Genomic DNA, 18,372 nt, shown 5'->3' with positions numbered 1-18,372 from the left:
TAGGTGTCAGTCTTCTTTGACCACCTCGGCGATGTTGATCAGTTGAATTGGCGGATAAAGATCGAGTGCTGCGGCGGTGTCGGCGTTGATGAACACCGAGAACCGGTCGAGCGAGGCAATAGGCATGTCGGCAGGGCTGGCCCCGTCGAGTAGAATCTTTCGGGCTTGAGCGGCGGCGAGTTTGCCCACGTTGGCATAGGCATTCGCGACCGCCATCAGTGCTTGGCTGTCCTGAACCATTTGCGCATAGGCGGTGAAAACCGGCAGGCCCTGATCAATCGCGGCGGCAGTAAAGACGTCGCGGTTTTCCAGATTGAAGCTGCTGGACCCCACATAAACGGCGTCCGCCCCTTGGGCGCGCAACTCTGCCATAAGTGTGGGAATTTCCGCGGGATCGGCCTTACTATCGTCATTCAGGGAATACTCGAGGGCGATCACCTCGAACCCTTCGTCCGGCCCCAGATTTACCAGAACTTCGGTATTCAAGGCAGAATTGGACTCGGTTGGATCATTGATCACGCCCACCCGTTTCGGCGCGAAATACGCCTTGAGCAGCGCGATCTGTGTTTCCTCTGGCACGCGGTTCCGCACGCCAGTGATCGTATCGCGGCCGCTCTTTTCATAGCTTTCGACCACGTCAGAGCGCACGGGATCCGCCACAATCATAAACAAGGCAGGCGTTTGCCCTAGTGCGCTGCCGGTCCCGAATTCCTCTCGTTTGCCCAAAATGCCGGTGGTGACGCTGGTGCCCCATGTCACAGCCAGATCAGGGGGCGAGGCGTTCAGTTGATCCCGTATGCCACGCAGCAGCGATTTGTCCTTGGCGACATCAATCACGTTCACTTCGACTGGCAAATCGCGATCGGAAAAGAACCGGCGAAAGCCCTCGCAGGCCTCTTCGCAACCGCGCCAGACCACCATGTCGATCCGCGCAGGATTATCTGCGGTGAACTCTGCCGCGGCGGGCGCAGCAAGGGTCATCATCGATCCGATCAGGAGGTTACGCATCGGCCACCTCCCCTTTGGACCCAAAAACGGAAATTAAAGCCATCACGAGACCAATTGCAGCGATGGCAACCCCAAGAACAGCAGCGGTGGTCTGATAATCCAGCCGCACCAACATCGCGGCGACCAGAACGGGGCCAGCTACGCTGCCGATCCGCTCTGACGTGCGCAAGAGGCTCAGGGCGCTGGTGCGCGTGATATCCGGGCTTTGTTCGGCAGCTTCCATCGCGGCGACGATAAGCGGCGCCTTGATAAAGGCATGGACCACGCCCAAAGCCGCCACCACCGCCAGAACAGCCGCCACAGAGGCGCTTTGGTACAGTCCCAGCAGCACGATCCCCGACATAATCGTCGCGCCAATCACGATCGCCAGATTGCGGTTCACACGGTCGGCAAAGGACGAAGCCAACGGGCTGACGGGGATAATGATCAGCGAATACAGCATCATGATCCGGCCGATTTCGGACTGCGATGCCTCGAGGCTGGCCAGATAGATCGGCACGAAGAGATAGAGGAAGCCGGTCAGGATGATCTTGGCCGGAATGGCGCAAAACAGAACGATCAAGACAAAGCGGCTATTCTGGATCAAGCTGGCGATGGCGCTGCCCGCGCCTGCCGGCTTTTTACCGCCCTGCGCGACGCCCACATCGCGGCTGAGCATCATGAACCCCAAGAGACCCGCCAAAGAGGCCAACCCGATCGACACGAGGAACACCGATTTGTATCCCAGCCAGTCCGCCAGAATGCCGCCGATTGCCGTGCCGCACATGGTGGCCGCCATCAGAACGCCTACGAAAATCGCCATGCCCTTGGCGCGGTTTTCCTTGGTCAGGATGGCCGCGATATAGCTTTGGGCACTGATCGTGATAATCGCGTAGCCGATAGCAGTGATGGACCGCGCAATGACGATATCGTCTGCGCTTCGTGCCATATAACAGCCAATGTACCCCGCCAGCGCGGGCAGAAGCCCCAGCAAGAACAGACGCCGGTTGCCGAACCGATCCACCAGCCCGCCCGCAAAAGGCGTGATCGCCGCAATCACGAACATGAAGCACGAAATCGGCAGACCAACCATGATGTTTTTGTCAAATAAATCAGAGGGCTGATAGTACTCCGCAACAAATAGCGGCAAGAAGGATTTCTGCAGCTCCTCTGCGACACAGAACACGAACAACGGGATGCGCGCATCGATAATCGTCGCTTCGGACGGCGCATCGCGGCGGTCCAGATGATAACGCTCTGCGATCTGGTCCACGGCCTGCACGCCCGCGCGGCGCAGGCCCGCCACACGCTCTACCAAGGCGGCATTCATGGCATTCAACTGATCGACAAACCGCTTGGGCAGCGTATCGCGTGAGGAATTCTCGTAGATACCCAGATCGCCCTTGGCCCGCAGGCTTATCGCTTTTTCCAGCTTGCGCAGGGGTTCGGTGATGCTGAACCCCGTCAGAACGACAACAATCTCGACCGCGACCAAAGTCACCGCCATCAGGATCACGATAGAGTCAAAGAAAACGCTCTGCATTTGTTCGACCACAAAGGCAGGATTGGTATGAGCGATCACATGGCCCACCGCTTGGCCGCCAGACATGATCTCGGCGCTGGCGAAGCCAGCACCCGTGGTCTGACCTGTCGCTATTCCGACAATCGCCGCCATACCGTGCTTCAGGCTGCCTGCAAAGCTGCCAGCCTCGGACGGCATCGGCGAGGACACGGCGCTAGCTGGCCCGCTCAGCACCTCAATCTTGCTGAGTTCGGGATGTACCTCGGTCAAATCAGCAACGAATTTGTCAACACCTCGCAGTTTGTCGAAGGGGACGCCGATGGACAGGGCATATTCGATGTCATTGCGAACCTTCAGCGCGACGCTTTCGGTCTTTGCTAGGATAAACGGCTGAAGCTGATCCTCGTACTGAGTGATCGTGGTCAGCACGCTGAGCGCAGCCGCAACCAGCATCGACAGCGCAGTCGCAAGGAAAAGGCGGCGCCCCAGACTGGCGTCGAGACCGGTGGACGCTCTGCTCATTTCACGCCTCCTTGGCTCGCGTCCAATTCGGCTTCGGCCTGCTCAAAGAGGGCATTTCCAATGCTGATGCTGGAGGCGAGTTCTCCTGCCTCACCCACATATTCTTGCTCCACGCTCCCGCGGGTGGGTGCAGTCCCCAGCAGACCAAAGATCGACCCCACATCGCGAAAGAGGTAGATGATCAAGGGGATCAAGGTCGCAGCAACAAGCCCAAAAATTAGACCGTAGTTGGAAATCAGGTTCGCTCGCACAGCGGCCGTTGCCGCTTGGGTCACATCCGTCGGCGCCATCAGGATCACGGCACCCATCACAATGCCAGAGGAGTCGAGCAACGTACGGCCAGAGTAGATCCATGTCCCGCGATCAATCGCGCTCTCTTGTTCTTGAACCGAAAAAACGCGGCGCAGAACGGCGGCGCGATCCTCGTCAGGCAGCCCTTCAGCGCCGGATTGCACCAGCGGCTGGCCCACAGGAGACACGACAATTATGCGCGATATGGTCGGGTCTTTTTCAGCTTCGCGTTCAATCAAGGATTGCAGGCCGACGATCTCGTCGATAGCCAATCCGACCTGTTCGGCACGCATGACGTTGGCCTCAATTGTCGAGCCAACGACCTGCATCTGAGAGGCTGTCGCCTGCCCAACCAGTGACTTGAATTTAAGGATGTTCAGGCTGAACTGCATTGCCAGCATCGCCGCGACGACCAGCCATGCCGACAGCAATACTTTCAAATAGAACTCTTTGAAAAACAGCATGTTCAATAGTCACTCCGTCAGATTTTGTCACACGGGCAACCAACTGAATCATACTGTTCAAGCTATATTGGGGTGCAAACGATGCACCTGCGAAAGTCGAACTTACCCCAAGTAAACTCTCGCATCTGTGATCCTGTCAAGGATGGTTACGCTTATCCATACGGATAGGATTCGTGATCAATAGAATGGGAGGCGACGGTTTTCATAACAGAACTTTCACATTCCATTTATTCTACCTGAGGATTTGTGCCTAACCGCCCACCAGAACAGTCGGACAGCCCAACACCACCGTTCCGCCATGCGCAGTGGTGTCGCCCATGCGGGCAACAGGCTTACCCCCTGCCAGAACTGTAGCGCTGCCTTTCACAATCGTCGAAGGCGGACCAACGCAGGTGCACATGCTGCCGACACCTGCTACCGGCACGTTGGCGATCAGGACCATGGGCGTCGCAAAGAGCGAGATCGGACCGCCCACATGGGGCACAATCCCCGTGACCATCGGGCAGACAGTCATATCCCCAACGCGCGCCGCCAGCATCAGCGCTCTCCTTCCAGGCAGGGCCACGCACCGCCCGCAACCGCCAGTCCGGTTTCGCGCACGCGGTGCACGAAAGCCGCCCGTTCATCGTCGTCCAAAGGCGCTAGCAGTCCCACCGCGCCAAACAGGGCCTTGGCGTGTAGATAAGGCTGGGGCAGAACAACAGGCAGGTCTGGCGTGACGATGCTGCCCGACCCGTTCCAGAACACCGCATTGCACAGCCAGCCAAAGGGGTCTTCGGTCCCGATGGCGTCGGCCAAATCACCGCATCGGCGGCGTGTGCGCTCTGTTGGCTCGTCGATCCAGACCCGCACCGTATTCCGCGCACTGACCGCATCGGGCGAGGTTTTCGGGGCATCCGCCAATAGCGTTAATGCCCAACACAAGCCCTCTCGGGGCGGCAAGGCATGAGCAAAAAAGTTGATCAGGTCAAAGATGGTTTCCGGCGTGCTGAGGGCAGACACCGCGTCCGCCGGTGTCATTTCTGGCAGGGCGACGGCCGCGCCGGCTTCTGACAGTTCAAAGCGGCTCAGGATCTCTGCGCAGGTCTCGAAGGGGATCTTTTTCATCGCCGTCACCTCAGTTCACTTTCACCAGAGCGCCCTTGATCTGGGTCATTCCGCCCCCCTCGACCGAGGCCATCGCCGAGCCTTTGAGCTTTGCCGTGACGGACCCTTCGGCATTCAGCTGCGCGCCTTTCAGGTTCAGCGGGCCGGTGGCCTTCACCTCCCCTTGCCCGCCCGAAATCGCGAATTTGGCAGAGCCCTTGGCGGTCAGTTGCGTGCTATCGAGCGTGAGTTTGCTGCCTTTGATCGTGATGCCCGAAGAGGTCAGTTCAATCGAGCTGCTCCCGACCTTGAGCGTGATCTTGCTCTTGCCGGTCAAGGTGATGTTTTGCGCGTCGATCGTCAGGTCCTTGGTGATATCCACGTCCCAGGATTTTTCGACCTTGCGCGTCGCTTCGCCCTTGATCGTGGTCTTTTCGTCCTTGGTCACTGTGGTCGTGGCTGTATCCTGAACCGTGAGTTCATAGTCCTTGGCCGCATTCAGCGTCAGTTTCTCTTTGTCTTGCAAATCGTCAAAGATCAGCTCGTTCGGCTTGCCCTTCAGCTTGGTCGAATAGCCCGTCTGCGTGGTGTTCGCCTTGGCAAAGGGGGGCTTGTTCTTCGCGTTGTAAATCTGGCCCGTGATCACCGGACAATCGGGATCGCCATGCAGAAAAGACACCAGAACTTCGTGCCCGACCCGCGGGGTGAATTGCCCGCCATAGCCCTTGCCCGCATAGGTCTCTGCCACGCTGATCCAGCCGGTGGTGTCTTTGGTTTCCTTGCTCTGGTCCCAGAAGAATTTGACCTTTACGCGGCCTTCTGCATCGCAAGCGACCTCCCCATCATTGCCGCCCACGACCAGCGCATTGTGGACTCCCGCGATCATAGGCTTGGGCAAATGTGGTGGCAGATAGGGTGCCTCTTTAGGTGCGGCACGGAAGGTCGTGCGCAGCCCGTTGCCGCTTGCCGTGAACTCCAGATGGCTGACCACGTAGCTGCCCTTCATGTCCGAATCCGCGACCTTGGCCAGTTTGAGCACCTGCCCCAGAAATAGCGCAGGATGATCCGTGCGGCCGGACAGGCGGCTCTCGGCGCCCTGAACCTGACGGGCAAAGGTCTTGGCATCGGTTTTCACACCGTCCCCACGATCGGCCCGGTATTCCACGACAGCGGGCGTTCCGGTCATCTTGGTCTCGGTCGAGTCCGTCGGCCCACCTAGGGCCTGTGCAGCCTTGGCAGCGTCATAGCTGGTCAGACTGACCTTACCGGTCACAATCTGCCGTCCCAATCCCAACCGATGCGCTTGAAAGAGTTTGGGGTCCGCATTGCCCGCATCAGTCAATTCAGCCCCGCCGCTCTTATTCGCAGGAAAGGGTTTGGCAGTGTCGTGCACCAGCATGGTCGCCCCTGCCGAGCCATCGTGGAAATAGTATACCAGTCCATCCTCGGCCAAGAGCCGTTCGACAAAGCTTAGGTCGTTCTCGTTGTACTGAATGCAGGTCGCGCGCTTTGGCGGAGTCGCGGTCACCGAGAGCGTCGCCCGCTTCATCCCGTTCCGCTCCAGAACGTCGTTCAGGATGTCGACGCTTGACTTGTTCTGGTAGATGACGCTCGCGCTGCTGTAGGCGAGCAAAATCAGAAAGGGCCGCACAATCAGCCGTGCGCGCTGCCGCTCCGCCAAAGCATTCCCGGTGTCGGTCAACAGCTCGACGTCTGTGACAATGCCGGCAAAAGTGCGCGGTTCTATTCCGGCAGCGTTGGTGGCGGGGGGCAAGGAAATCTCGGCGGGTTTGCCAATGTAATCCGCGATCTTGGCCGTCACTTCGGACAGTTCGATCACGTATTCCGGCAGGCTCGATATCTGCTCTCGTCCAGAGAACGCATCGGCCCCCAGTTTGTCTTTACCGTCAATCGAGATGAACGCTGCGAAGGATGTCGCCATAGGTCTGCTTGTTCAAAGGATGCGGAAAACAAGCTGAACTGACAAAACCGAGCATACGGCTACGTACTCACTGTGAAACGACCTTGACGCTCTGGCAAGAGTCCAAAAGAGAGCAAAAAGCGGATCATGCTGAAGGCAAACGCCAGAGAACCGAAGCTGGGATCCTAATTTCGCAAATAGTTTTAATACCTTACTGCTCTCGACTAATGTTAATCGCTCGTTTCGATTTTAATGCCGAAACCCAAACGAACCATCCCTTGGCTTTTAGTGTGCCAGATGTCTCAAAACTCTGCTGGATATAACTCCGGCACGACTTGCTCTAGGACAGGCGGGCTGTTGTTTTCAAGCAGCCAGAAGGCACGCTCAACCAACGTCCGGTGGCGCTGGCGGACCATATGGACCGGAAAACGCAAGAGTTGCCCGAAGGGTTCGTAGTCGAAGCAACCAAAGGCACAGGCTCGAAGCTCTTTTTCGGGCAAGCCCGCGACAAAGCGCATTGTGCCTTCAAAAACAGAGTCAGAATTAATGAAAAGCCCCCGCGGCAGACCACCAAGCTCTGCGTACAGCGCCTCAATCGCGCGGGTCGCAGCATCCTTATTGTAGGTCTCTGCGATGATCTGAGAGGGGTGCAGCGCTACGTCTTGCGCGCACATTGCATCAGAAAACCCCTCAATCCGGTTGTAGGTCGAAGGAAGTGTCCGGTCCCCACCCAAAAAATAGATTTGATCTCGTAAACCTTCGCCACTTTGGGGCGGGAGAGATGCCAGGATTTGCTCTGTCAGCATCCGTGCCCCTGCCCTGTTGTCGGTAACCACCGACGGCGCCAAGGCGCAGGGTTGGTCGAGAAAGACGTGGGGGATCGCAGCATCTTGGCACTGGCGGCTTAAATCATCAGGCGCGACGCTGCCGACGAAGAAAACAGAATCAATCTGCCAATTTGTTAAATCAGAGACCACGTGGCGCTCTTCTTCAGGGTCGCGCTCGGTTGAGATAATCACTGGACAGAGATTTCGCGCACGCACTTCTTGGGAGAATGTCTGCGCGATATTAGAGAAGAACCGATTGTACTCAGGAACCAAAAGCGCAACCAGTCCAGACCTCGACGTGCGCAAAGCGCGCGCTTGGTTGTTGGTCGTATAGCCTTGTTCTCTTGCAATTTTGATGATGCGCTCAGCCGTTTTCTGAGAGATCCGGCGCTTCTTCCATGTACCATTCAGGGCCGCGCTCACCGTGGACGCCGAAGCACCCGCTTTTGCAGCGATGTCGTAGATCGTCTCTTTCTGCTTGTTTGACATCCGCCCCCGGTCCCATGCGAACAGTTTCGAAGAATTGGTTGACAACATGCACGAAAGGGGAAATGCTTTGCAACATCGATTGTGCAAGGCGGATCGATAGAAATCCACGACGCGAAGAGACGTCGTGGCTTTTTTTACCGCAAATAGCACAATCGGTTGTGCAAAAGTTGCACAGCATTTTTGCGATCGTGCGCGTGTTGCGTGCGGAGGGAGGATACTATGAAGAAATTCACTGGCTTGGTGAGCGCGCTCGCCCTGACCGTTGGCTTTGCATCTGCGTCGTTTGCAGAGACAAGCATGGGCATCGTTGTCAAAATTGGCGGCATTCCGTGGTTCAATGCAATGGAAGACGGCATCAAGCGCCGCGCCGACGAATTGGGTGTCGAGGCAGAGATGATCGGCCCCGTGTCCGCCGACCCTGCGCTGCAGGTGCAGGCCATCGAAGACCTGATCGCCAAGGGCGTTGATGTAATTGGCGTCGTTCCCAATGACGAAGCCGCACTGGAGCCTGTCCTGAAGAAAGCCCGTGATGCAGGCATCGTCGTGATCTCGCACGAAGGTCCCGGCCTCGAGAATGTTGACTGGAACTTCGAATTGGCCTCGGCAGATGGCTTTGGCGAGGCGCACGCACAGCTTCTGTCAGACAAGGTTTCCGAAGGCGGCAAGTATGCCGTTTACGTTGGCTCGCTGACTGTGCCCCTGCACAATGCTTGGGCCGACGCTGCCATCGCGTGGATGAAAGAGAACCGCCCCGATCTGGAGATCGTTGGCGACCGCTACGGCGTGGCCGAAAACGTGGATGACAGCCGCTCGACCGCGCTGGACCTGATTGCCGCGAACCCCGACCTGAAGGGCTTCCTTGCGTTCGGCAGCCAAGGTCCCATCGGTGCGGGCCGCGCAGTAGAAGAGCGCCGCAAGACAGGCGACATCCACGTCATGGGTCCGTTCTCGCCGGGTCAGGGCCGCAAGATGATCCATTCGGGCGTTCTGACTGGTGGCTACATGTGGAACCCCGCGCAAGCAGGCGAGGTCTTTGTAACCCTTGGCAATATGCTGGCTAATGGCGAAACCGTTGAGGCAGGCGCGGATATTCCGGGGCTGGGTGTCGTGAACCCTGACGTTGAGGCTCGTGACATCATCACCGATAACCTGCTCGAAATTAACAAAGACACTGTGGACGAGCTGGCCGAAAAGGGCCTGTAATCGCCACACTCCCAGCGGGCCGCGCTAGTGAGTGGCGCGCCCGCACCCCCTTTTTCCCCTAGAGGTGCGTTATGACAACTGCTTCGGCAGAGCGCTTTGCGCTGCGTCTTCACAAGGTATCCAAGGCCTTTGGCGGCGTGCAGGCGCTGAACAAGGTCGATTTTGAAGTCCGCGCCGGTGAAGTACATTGCCTGGCCGGTGAAAATGGCTGCGGTAAGTCCACCTTGATCAAGGTGGTGACGGGCGTCCACCGCCCTGAAAGCGCTGATTTGATTGAATTGTTCGGGCAGCGCATTGACCGGATCACACCAGTACAAGCCCGTGAATTGGGCGTGTCGGTGATCTGGCAGGATCTGGCGCTATTCCCCCACATGTCTGTCGCCGAAAATATTGCGTTTGACGATCTGGTGGGCCTGCGCCCCAAATCCGTCCGCTATGGCGAGATGACCACCCGTGCAGGCAAAGTGCTGGAGCGGCTCGGCGTTCGCATGGAGCTTGGCGCGCCGCTACATAGTTTGCCCATCGCGCAGCGTCAGGTCGTGGCCATCGCCCGCGCGCTGATGAACGACGCCAAGCTGATTTTCATGGACGAGCCGACCGCGTCCCTGACCCAATCCGAAACCGACCGCCTGCTGGATATCGTCCGCAAACTCAGTGCCCAAGGGGTGGCGATTGTCTTTGTCAGCCACCGTCTTGCAGAGGTGCTAGAGATCGCAGAGCGCGTGACCGTAGTTCGCGACGGCAACCTGGTCGGCGTCTACCCGACCGAGGGCATGACCCAAGCGCGCTTGGGCGAGTTGATGACAGGCCACCATATCGAAAACGACGTCTCGGCCCGTGACTTGCCCGATGCGCCTGTCGCGTTTCAAGCGCGCGGTTTGTCCCGCCATGGCGAGTTCCACGATGTTGATCTGACCATCAAGGCAGGAGAGGTCGTTGGCCTGACAGGCCTGATCGGAGCGGGTCGCACGGAACTGGCCCACGTGATGATGGGAATGCGCCGCGCCGACAGCGGGGATATGCAGTTGAACGGCGCGCCTTATCGACCCAAGTCGGTGCGCGCCGCGATTGAGCAAGGCATGGCCTATGTGTCAGAGGACCGCTTGTCGCTGGGGCTTCTGCAAAAGCAATCTATCGCGGACAACACTGTGATTTCGGTACTGCGCAAACTGACCAGCGTCACGGGCCTGATCTCGGAATCCCGCAAGGCCGATCTGGTGCGTCACTGGATCAAGGAACTTGGGGTCAAGATCGGTGCACCAGAAGATCCCATTTCGACGTTGTCAGGTGGCAATCAGCAAAAAGTCGTTTTGGCCAAGTGGCTTGCGACCGATCCGAAGCTATTGATCCTCGACAGTCCGACGGTGGGTGTCGATGTGGGCGCGCGGGCGGGGATTTTCCGCATTGTGCGCCAACTGGCGGACGAGGGCTTGGCGATCCTGCTGATCTCTGACGAAGTGACCGAGGTCATGCACAACTCGGACCGCATCCTGCACATGGCCGACGGCCGCATTCAGCAGGAATACGACCCGCGCACCATTTCGGTGCCGCAACTGGAGGAACGGATCTATGCGTGACCTCATGAAATCCTACACCATCGAAGTGCGTCTGGCGGTCGTGTTGGCGTTGATCTGCGTTGGCCTGTCCATCGCCGCACCGCAATTCGCGACCCTGCCCAACGCAACCAGTCTGCTGAACAACAGCGCGGTGAACCTGATCTGGGCCGTGGGCCTGTTGGTGGTGCTGATCGCGGGCGGCATCGACATCTCTTTCGCGGTGGCCTCTTCCGTCGTGCAATACGTCGCGGCCAAGATGCTGATGGCGGTCGGCGGCGGCAACTGGGTGCTTGGCTTTTTGTTCTGCGGGTCGCTCGGAATTCTGCTTGGCCTGCTGAACGCATGGCTGATCCATGGCTTCCGCATTATCTCGATCGTGGTGACCATCGCGACGTTCAACGCCTTTTTCGGGCTGCTCATGTTCTTTTCCGGCGGTCGGAACATCTACAACCTGCCCGACTGGTGGACCGCGCGGATCTTTATCTTCGAGCACGAGAATGCCCAAGGTGTCTGGTCCGAACTCACCCTGTCCGTCGCTGTCATGATCGGCTGTGTGGTCGCCACATGGGCGCTGATCCGGCGCACCAATATCGGCCGCCAACTCTATGCCTTTGGTGACAACCCCGAAGGCGCCCGCCGCGCCGGTGTGAACATTGCTGTCATGCAAGGCGTCGCCTTTGGTTGGATGGGACTGATGGCCGGCATCGCGGGTCTGTGTCAGGTGAACATCGTGAAAGAGGTCGTGCCGAACGCCCTTTATGGCCGTGAACTCGACGTATTGGCCGCGGTCGTCCTTGGGGGCGCGCGTCTGGGTGGGGGCAAAGGCACCATTCTGGGCTGCGTCTTGGGGGTCATGTTCGTGGCCATCACCCAGAACGGACTGAACCTGCTGGGGGTCTCGCCCTTTGCGTTCCAGATGATTATCGGCGCGGCCATCCTAATCGCGATCTCGACTTCAAATATCGACCTCAGCCAAGTCCTACGCAAGAAGGAGGTCCGCTCATGACCGCTCTGACAAAGCGTCTGTCGCAACTGAAATCCGGCGCGGGCGGTGAAAATGCAGGTTTGCTGGTGATGCTCGCGGTGCTTGTGCTGGTCTTTTCAATCGCGTCTCCGCGGTTCCTGACCGGTGCTAATCTGGGTTCCATGGGCTTTCAGATGCCGCTGCTCGGTCTGCTGACCTTGGCCATGCTGGCTCCTATTCTGTCGGGCGGTCTGAACTTGGCGATTGTCTACACCGCGAACATCTGCGGGCTAACACTGGCATGGACGATCATGCAGTTTGGCGGGGCCGAAGCTGGGATCGGGGCCTTTATCCTTGGCGGCGTTCTAGCGATGATTGTCGGTGCGATTGCAGGGGCCGTGATGGGCGCTGTTGTCGCCTATGTTGGCGCGCACCCGATCCTTGTCTCGCTGGCGATGATGATCTTTCTGCGCGGCCTTGGTGAGTTCCTGACCCGCGGCGGCGATATCTCTGGCTTTCCCGACTACATGCGCGTTCTGGGACACGGAGAGTTGGCAGGCATTCCCGTCCCGCTGATCCTGTTCGGCCTGATCGCATTTGGCTGGCACGTTCTCTTGCGCCGCACGCCTCACGGGTTTTCGGTTTACATGACCGGCTCGAACATGAAGGCCACCGAATACGCGGGTTTGAATGCGAAACGCACGCTGGTTCTGATCTACACCTTGTCGGGCCTGCTCTGCGCCATTGCGGGTATCCTGATGGCCGCGCGTTTCAACTCGGTCCGCGTGGGTCACGGCGAAGCGATGCTGCTGATCACCGTGCTGGCCTGTTTCCTTGGGGGGATCGACCCCTTTGGCGGACATGGGCGCGTGGCCCCCGTCATTCTTGCGCTGATTATTCTTCAGGTCCTCTCATCCGGCCTGAACCTGATCGGCGCCAACCAACATCTTGCAACTGCCGTCTGGGGCCTGTTCCTGATCGCCGTCATGGTTCTGCGATCCGACCAAATCCGACAGATGGTCAACTTCTTCTCCCGAAAGGACATTTAAATGGAAGGCTTTGGCGTACACACCAGCATGTGGACCATGAATTGGGACCGCGAAGGGGCCGAACGAGCCGTCGCCGGGGCAACCCAGTATGGCGTGGATTTCATCGAAATCCCGATGCTGCAACCCGCTCAGATCGACACCGCGCATACCGCGGGCCTGCTGGAGCAGAACAACCTGCGTGCCGTCTGCTCTTTGGGCTTGCCCGAAGAGATGTGGGCCTCGGTCAACCCCGAGGGCGCGATCGACTACCTGCGTCTGGCGATCGACAAAACCAAAGACTGCGGGGCCGAGGCCCTGTCCGGCGTGACCTTTGGCGGGATCGGTCAGCGCACCGGATCGTGGCCCACCCAAGCAGAATACGACAACATCGCCAAGGTATTGGACGCCTCGTCTCGCTATGCCAAAGTGGTGGGCCTACTGTTCGGGATTGAGCCAGTGAACCGCTACGAGAACCACCTGATCAACACCGGCTGGCAAGCGCGAGAGATGATCGAGCGTGTGGGTTCGGACAACATCTTTGTCCACCTCGACACCTACCACATGAACATCGAAGAAAAGGGCGCCGCCAACGGCATTCTCGATTGCCGTGACTACCTGAAGTACATTCACCTGAGCGAGAGCGATCGTGGCACCCCCGGCGAAGGCTGCTGCGACTGGGACGAGATCTTTGCGACGCTCAAGGCGATCGACTTCAAAGGGGGTCTCGCAATGGAAAGCTTCATCAACATGCCCCCCGAGATCGGTTTCGGCCTTGCGGTGTGGCGTCCTGTCGCCAAAGACCACGAGGAAGTCATGTCCAAGGGTCTGCCCTTCCTGCGCAACAAAGCTGCGCAGTACCGCCTGATCTAATGAGCACGCACATCACGATGAAGGACCTGCACGCGCAGGTCCTTCAGCTCGTTGGGGGAGATCGCCGCTTCGTCGCCATTGCCGGCGCGCCCGGTTCCGGCAAGAGCACAACGGTCGAAACCCTGTGGGGTCAGCTGGAACAGGATGCGCCCGGGCAGACCGCCATTCTGCCAATGGATGGCTTTCACTACGACGACTCTGTCCTCCATAAGATAGGTCGCCGCCCTTGGAAGGGCGCACCAGATACCTTTGACGTGGGCGGGTTGCGATCGGTCTTGCAACGTTTGAAGGCGCGGGACGAGACTGTCGCGGTCCCCGTGTTCGACCGCGCCCTCGAGATTTCACGCGGCTCTGCGCGGCTGATTGATCCAACGGCCTCGGTCATTCTGGTTGAGGGCAACTATTTGCTGCTTGACGATCAACCTTGGTCCAACCTGCATCCGCTTTTCGATCTGAAAGTAATGATCGACGTTACCGAAGAAATCCTAACTCAGCGCCTGCAAAGCCGATGGGAATCTTTTGATCTCACAGAGGCAGAAATCTTGCAGAAGCTAGAAGGCAATGACCTGCCCAACGGCCGCACGGTTCGAGAGAAGAGTGTGCCCGCTGATCTGGTACTCATTCAGTAGAAAAGAACGCACCACCGCTCAAAACTTGACCTTGCGAAGCCGCATCCATTTTGGGTGCGGCTTTTCCATTTTCCCTGTGTTTCTTGAGGAAATCAGCGCTGCAATCCACCTTACCAACAAAGACAAAAGGCTCAGCCCATGTGCAGCAGAATTTTGGCGGCACCATACGAAAGATTTTCGCGCCCTTGTTTTCTCTTGATTGCGAATACAATTACATAATAAACAATTTAACCATTCGATAAGATAAATAATAATCCAAGGCGGGGAAGATATATTAATTCCATTATGATATTATTTTTACAAAGACAGTGGCACCAAGTAAATTAAGATCATCAAGACAACAACTTAATTAAAAATGCGCTGCGATTAACCGACAGCAATTCGAATGCCCTGAATCAATTCACGCCCCCACTTCTCGAAGGGGATATGCGGTCAAGCCAAAATGGCTTGCCATTGTAACTATCCTTATCACTCCAAGGTTTAATTTCAAATAGTAAGAGGTTTCTCATGAACCTAGACGACATGTCTTTGAAAGAATTAAAAAAACTCCACAAAGATGTTGAGAAGGCGATTGCCACTTTTGACGATCGTCGTCGCCGTGAGGCACGCGAACGTCTGGAAGCTCAGGCCAAGGAACTGGGCTTTACGCTAGGAGAGCTTCTCGACGCTCCGAAACCGAAGCAATCCGTTCTGCCGCCAAAATTCCAACATCCCGAAAACGAAAGCCTCACATGGACGGGCATGGGCCGCAAACCAAAGTGGCTCGTCCACGAACTCGAAAGCGGCAAAGAGCTATCGGACTTCGCACTCTAATTCTGCGCCAACAGAAACCCCGATGGGAAACACCACCCGGTTTCTGAAAGAGCTGTTGGGGGCACAGTCGCCCCCATATTTTTTATCAGACGTCGACTGCGCGCCGCGCATTGGCTTGCAAATCTTGGTACACGGAAAACCGCGCGTTGTGGCGCGCAACAGCTTTCGGATCAGGGAAATACACGTCGCCTAGTCCGGACATTTGCGTCATGCCGTCCGTGACGCTGTCGCAGACTTTCCCCGCGACCGCGCCTAGGATTGCAGAGCCTAACAAAACTGGTTCTTCCGCTCGCGGGGCCGCAACAGTCAAGCCAGTGGTATCCGCCAGAACCTGACGCACCAAGGCAGACCGCCCTGCCCCACCGCTGATCACAATCTCTTTGACGTGCGTGCCTGTACGCGCTTGAGCTTCAATAATTTGCCTCAACCCGTACCCCAGTCCGCAAAGGCTGGCGAGATAGAGCGCCACGAGGCTATCTTTGCTACGATCCATCCCAATCCCGCTGATCACGGCACGCGTATTCGGATCCGCATGAGGCGCGCGATTACCGATGGGTTCGGGTACCACATGTAAACCTTTAACCGTCTGTAGGATATCACGCCCTGCGGACTGTTCAGCCAGCCAATCGGGCAAAGAGACACCTGCGCTTTCCGCCAAGTCTTGCGCTTCTGGTGCGAATGGATGGTGCAAGATCAGCTCATCAATAGCGGCTCCGGCAGCGGACTGGCCGCCTTCGTTCAGCCACAGGCCGGGTACCATTGCGCTGAAATAAGGCCCCCAAACGCCGGGAACGAAGGCCGGCTCCGTCGTGCTGGTCATTGTACAAGACGACGTTCCGAACACATAGGCCAAGCGATCTTGGGGCGCATCACACACCGACCCGATCCCGCCAGCATGGGCATCGATCAAGCCAGCGCCAACGGGGGTGCCAGCGGGCAGCCCCATATCCGCGGCGGCCTGAGCGGTCAGGCCCGTGCCCAAGGGCGTGCCAGCCTCAACCACATTCGTGCCGATCCGTCCGAACCCCTGATCCGCCAGATCACCAAGCCCGATCGCACGAAAATAGCTGTCGTCCCAGCGCCCTTCGTGGCCCAAGTAAGTCCATTTGCAGGTGACTGTGCAGATCGACCGCGACAGATCACCCGACGCCCGCCATGTCAGGAAGTCGGTCAAGTCCATGAACTGCCACGCCTGCGCGTAGAGATCGGGCAAGTTTTCCTTCAGCCACAAGAGCTTTGGCGTTTCCATTTCCGGCGAGATACGGCCGCCCACATAGGACAGCACATCGTGCCCCATGGCGTTGATCCGCTCGGCTTGATCCAAAGCGCGGTGGTCCATCCAGACGATGATATTGCGCTCCTCGGCCACGGGCAGCGGCGCACCGCCCTGCCCCAAGATGACCAGCGAACAGGTCGCATCAAACCCGATCCCGCGCACTGTTTCGGGGGCCACGCCCGCAGATGCGACAGCCGAATTCACCGACGTGCAGACCGCGTTCCAAATATCCTCGCTGGATTGCTCGACGATCCCGCCTCGCCCTTTGTGTAGGGTGATCTCGCATTTTCCGGACCCCAGCATCGCGCCGGACAGGTCAAAGACCCCTGCCCGAGCGCTGCCGGTTCCCACGTCGATCCCGATCACACAATCCATAGGCATCTCCTCCGCTCGTTACGCGAAAGCTTCATGGATTAGCAGGAACTGCTCAAGCCGATTTGCGTGCAAAACCGAAGGTGCACATTGAAAATGTAGGATTACCAACACTCTGCATTGGGAGACAGTTAACCTGTGCCGTTAACTTGGGATCCTGTTAGTTGCGGAGGCCATCTGAAATGATGTAATCTATCTTGTAATGTGTGATCACAAATTTCGTGGATAACTTGAAATGGCAACAATTATCAATTTTGGACGAACCCCAACTGTTATTGGATGGGATCAAAGAGCGTACTTTGGTGGCCCTCACCTTGAAGATATTTTGGTGGGTGATTCAGACATCACAAGCGCGAGTGCCAAAACACTCCAAGTAGAGCACAGTGGACTGAACATGTTCGCAAAGCTCGACGGATCCTTCACGTTCTCCGGCGGCGAGATGACTGATTACACAGTGAAGAAGATTACATTTTTCTACGAAGGCGAGAAATTTCAGGTTTGGAAGGGCCTTCAGTGGGACATGGAAACGCTAGAGCCAGCCATTGATGCTTATGATTCTGGGGACGAGACGGCGATCGCCGATTTTCTCGCGGGCGAGAGTTTCCGATTTATATTAGATGGTGATGCAGAGGACCCCGGTTATCAGGTTTTGACAGAAGGCAATGATCGATACATCGCAAAGCCTGGATCTACATTTTTACAAGACGGCATTACCCTCTTTAGCTTCGGGGGCCACGACGTAATCGATTTACGCGCTAGGGACGAAGACACCAGTGTCAACAGCGGCTCGGGAAATGACAAAGTTCTCCTAGGTGACGGCATGACCCTTGTCCGCTCGGGCGGTGGACGCGACGTCATTCGCGGGGGCGATGGCGCCGATAATATTGATGGACAGGGCGGCCGCGACAAAATCTTTGGTGAGGGAGGCGACGACGCCTACCTTGCCGGAGGCCGAGGGAATGACCGTGTTTCTGGAGGCGAGGGCGACGACGAGATCTACGACACAAAGGGAAATAACCGTTTGTTCGGAGACGAGGGGAACGACAACATTTATGGTCGCGGCCTGCTACACGGCGGCGCTGGCGACGACACCATTCGTTCATCCTCGCGGAAAACAACCGACACCTTTGACTTCCGCCTGAAGGGTGACGAGAGCTATGGTCGTGACAATATCTCTGGAAACTTCAATGAGCGCATCGGAGATATCGACCGTCTGGTGTTTGATGAAGGCACCGAATTTACCTACAGCGTCAATTCAAACAACATGAACCTGATCTTGCGAACAAATATTGACGGTTTAGATACCGGCGTCGTCGTGATTTCCGGAGGCGGTTTTCACACCGATGCAATTCTAGAAACAATCGAATTTCTGTGATCGGTGATCGCGCCGCCTGTTAGCGATCGTTTCAGCGTGTCGGCTTATCAGACCTCTACCCTAGTAGTTCCTGGTGCACTCAGTGCCAGGGGCCAACTAATTTTAAGCACAGTTTCCCTAAGTGTCTGCCGTTCGGCCATCCGCAGGTGACACGTCAGATTGGCATCGTCGAGCGCA

Annotated in this window: 16 protein-coding genes; 8 read left to right on the top strand and 8 right to left on the bottom strand. The window is 57.4% G+C overall.

The features are described 5' to 3' along the window. Positions 1-6 precede the first annotated feature (6 nt). The 7 genes from BM225_RS17305 to BM225_RS17275 form a co-directional block, all read right to left on the bottom strand. Positions 7-1,008, bottom strand: coding sequence for an ABC transporter substrate-binding protein (locus BM225_RS17305; RefSeq protein WP_092465079.1), 1,002 nt, complete (start codon positions 1,006-1,008; stop codon positions 7-9). Then, positions 1,001-3,031 carry an MFS transporter gene (locus tag BM225_RS17300; protein ID WP_092465078.1) on the bottom strand — a complete coding sequence of 677 codons (2,031 nt, stop codon included), beginning with the start codon at positions 3,029-3,031 and terminating at the stop codon, positions 1,001-1,003. The genes BM225_RS17305 and BM225_RS17300 overlap by 8 nt, the downstream gene beginning before the upstream one ends. Next, on the bottom strand, positions 3,028-3,792 hold the full coding sequence (locus BM225_RS17295; protein ID WP_092465077.1) for a hypothetical protein: 765 nt from the start codon (positions 3,790-3,792) through the stop codon (positions 3,028-3,030). The genes BM225_RS17300 and BM225_RS17295 overlap by 4 nt, the downstream gene beginning before the upstream one ends. Before the next feature lie 244 nt (positions 3,793-4,036). Next, positions 4,037-4,324 (bottom strand): PAAR domain-containing protein, encoded by a 288-nt coding sequence (locus BM225_RS17290; protein ID WP_177218651.1) that lies wholly within the window; start codon positions 4,322-4,324, stop codon positions 4,037-4,039. Beyond that, positions 4,324-4,893: a DUF6931 family protein gene (locus tag BM225_RS17285; protein WP_092465076.1), complete on the bottom strand. Its 570-nt coding sequence runs from the start codon at positions 4,891-4,893 to the stop codon at positions 4,324-4,326. The genes BM225_RS17290 and BM225_RS17285 overlap by 1 nt, the downstream gene beginning before the upstream one ends. Before the next feature lie 10 nt (positions 4,894-4,903). After that, complete coding sequence (locus BM225_RS17280) at positions 4,904-6,814, bottom strand: type VI secretion system Vgr family protein (protein WP_092465075.1); 1,911 nt, start codon at positions 6,812-6,814, stop codon at positions 4,904-4,906. Positions 6,815-7,095: 281 nt separating this feature from the next. Further along, complete coding sequence (locus BM225_RS17275) at positions 7,096-8,259, bottom strand: LacI family DNA-binding transcriptional regulator (RefSeq protein WP_245780530.1); 1,164 nt, start codon at positions 8,257-8,259, stop codon at positions 7,096-7,098. A 69-nt stretch (positions 8,260-8,328) separates the two neighbouring features. Between BM225_RS17275 and BM225_RS17270 the strand changes: the two genes are divergently transcribed. The 7 genes from BM225_RS17270 to BM225_RS17240 all read left to right on the top strand — a co-directional run bounded on the left by BM225_RS17270 (position 8,329) and on the right by BM225_RS17240 (position 15,172). After that, positions 8,329-9,312, top strand: coding sequence for a substrate-binding domain-containing protein (locus BM225_RS17270; RefSeq protein WP_092465074.1), 984 nt, complete (start codon positions 8,329-8,331; stop codon positions 9,310-9,312). 71 nt (positions 9,313-9,383) lie between these two features. Further along, entirely contained in the window at positions 9,384-10,889 is a 1,506-nt protein-coding gene (locus BM225_RS17265) for a sugar ABC transporter ATP-binding protein (protein ID WP_092465073.1), read from the top strand. Continuing rightward, entirely contained in the window at positions 10,882-11,874 is a 993-nt protein-coding gene (locus BM225_RS17260; protein ID WP_092465072.1) for an ABC transporter permease, read from the top strand. The genes BM225_RS17265 and BM225_RS17260 overlap by 8 nt, the downstream gene beginning before the upstream one ends. Further along, positions 11,871-12,881 carry an ABC transporter permease gene (locus tag BM225_RS17255; protein ID WP_092465071.1) on the top strand — a complete coding sequence of 337 codons (1,011 nt, stop codon included), beginning with the start codon at positions 11,871-11,873 and terminating at the stop codon, positions 12,879-12,881. Before BM225_RS17260 ends, BM225_RS17255 begins: the two co-directional genes overlap by 4 nt. Next, entirely contained in the window at positions 12,882-13,730 is an 849-nt protein-coding gene (locus BM225_RS17250) for a sugar phosphate isomerase/epimerase family protein (protein ID WP_092465070.1), read from the top strand. Continuing rightward, complete coding sequence (locus BM225_RS17245) at positions 13,730-14,359, top strand: nucleoside triphosphate hydrolase (RefSeq protein WP_092465069.1); 630 nt, start codon at positions 13,730-13,732, stop codon at positions 14,357-14,359. The genes BM225_RS17250 and BM225_RS17245 overlap by 1 nt, the downstream gene beginning before the upstream one ends. Before the next feature lie 507 nt (positions 14,360-14,866). Further along, positions 14,867-15,172 carry an H-NS histone family protein gene (locus BM225_RS17240; RefSeq protein ID WP_092465068.1) on the top strand — a complete coding sequence of 102 codons (306 nt, stop codon included), beginning with the start codon at positions 14,867-14,869 and terminating at the stop codon, positions 15,170-15,172. A gap of 85 nt (positions 15,173-15,257) precedes the next feature. Here the strand turns inward: BM225_RS17240 and BM225_RS17235 are convergent, their stop codons facing one another. Further along, positions 15,258-16,823: an FGGY-family carbohydrate kinase gene (locus tag BM225_RS17235; RefSeq protein WP_218157070.1), complete on the bottom strand. Its 1,566-nt coding sequence runs from the start codon at positions 16,821-16,823 to the stop codon at positions 15,258-15,260. Positions 16,824-17,055: 232 nt separating this feature from the next. On the opposite strand from BM225_RS17235, the gene BM225_RS17230 reads away from it, so the two are divergent. Further along, positions 17,056-18,195, top strand: coding sequence for a calcium-binding protein (locus BM225_RS17230; RefSeq protein WP_143095411.1), 1,140 nt, complete (start codon positions 17,056-17,058; stop codon positions 18,193-18,195). Positions 18,196-18,372: the final 177 nt, after the last annotated feature.

Origin of the sequence: Donghicola eburneus (assembly GCF_900115865.1) — a bacterium.
GTDB classification, from domain to species: Bacteria; Pseudomonadota; Alphaproteobacteria; order Rhodobacterales; family Rhodobacteraceae; genus Donghicola; species Donghicola eburneus.
This window is presented reverse-complemented; position numbering and strand designations above follow the sequence as displayed.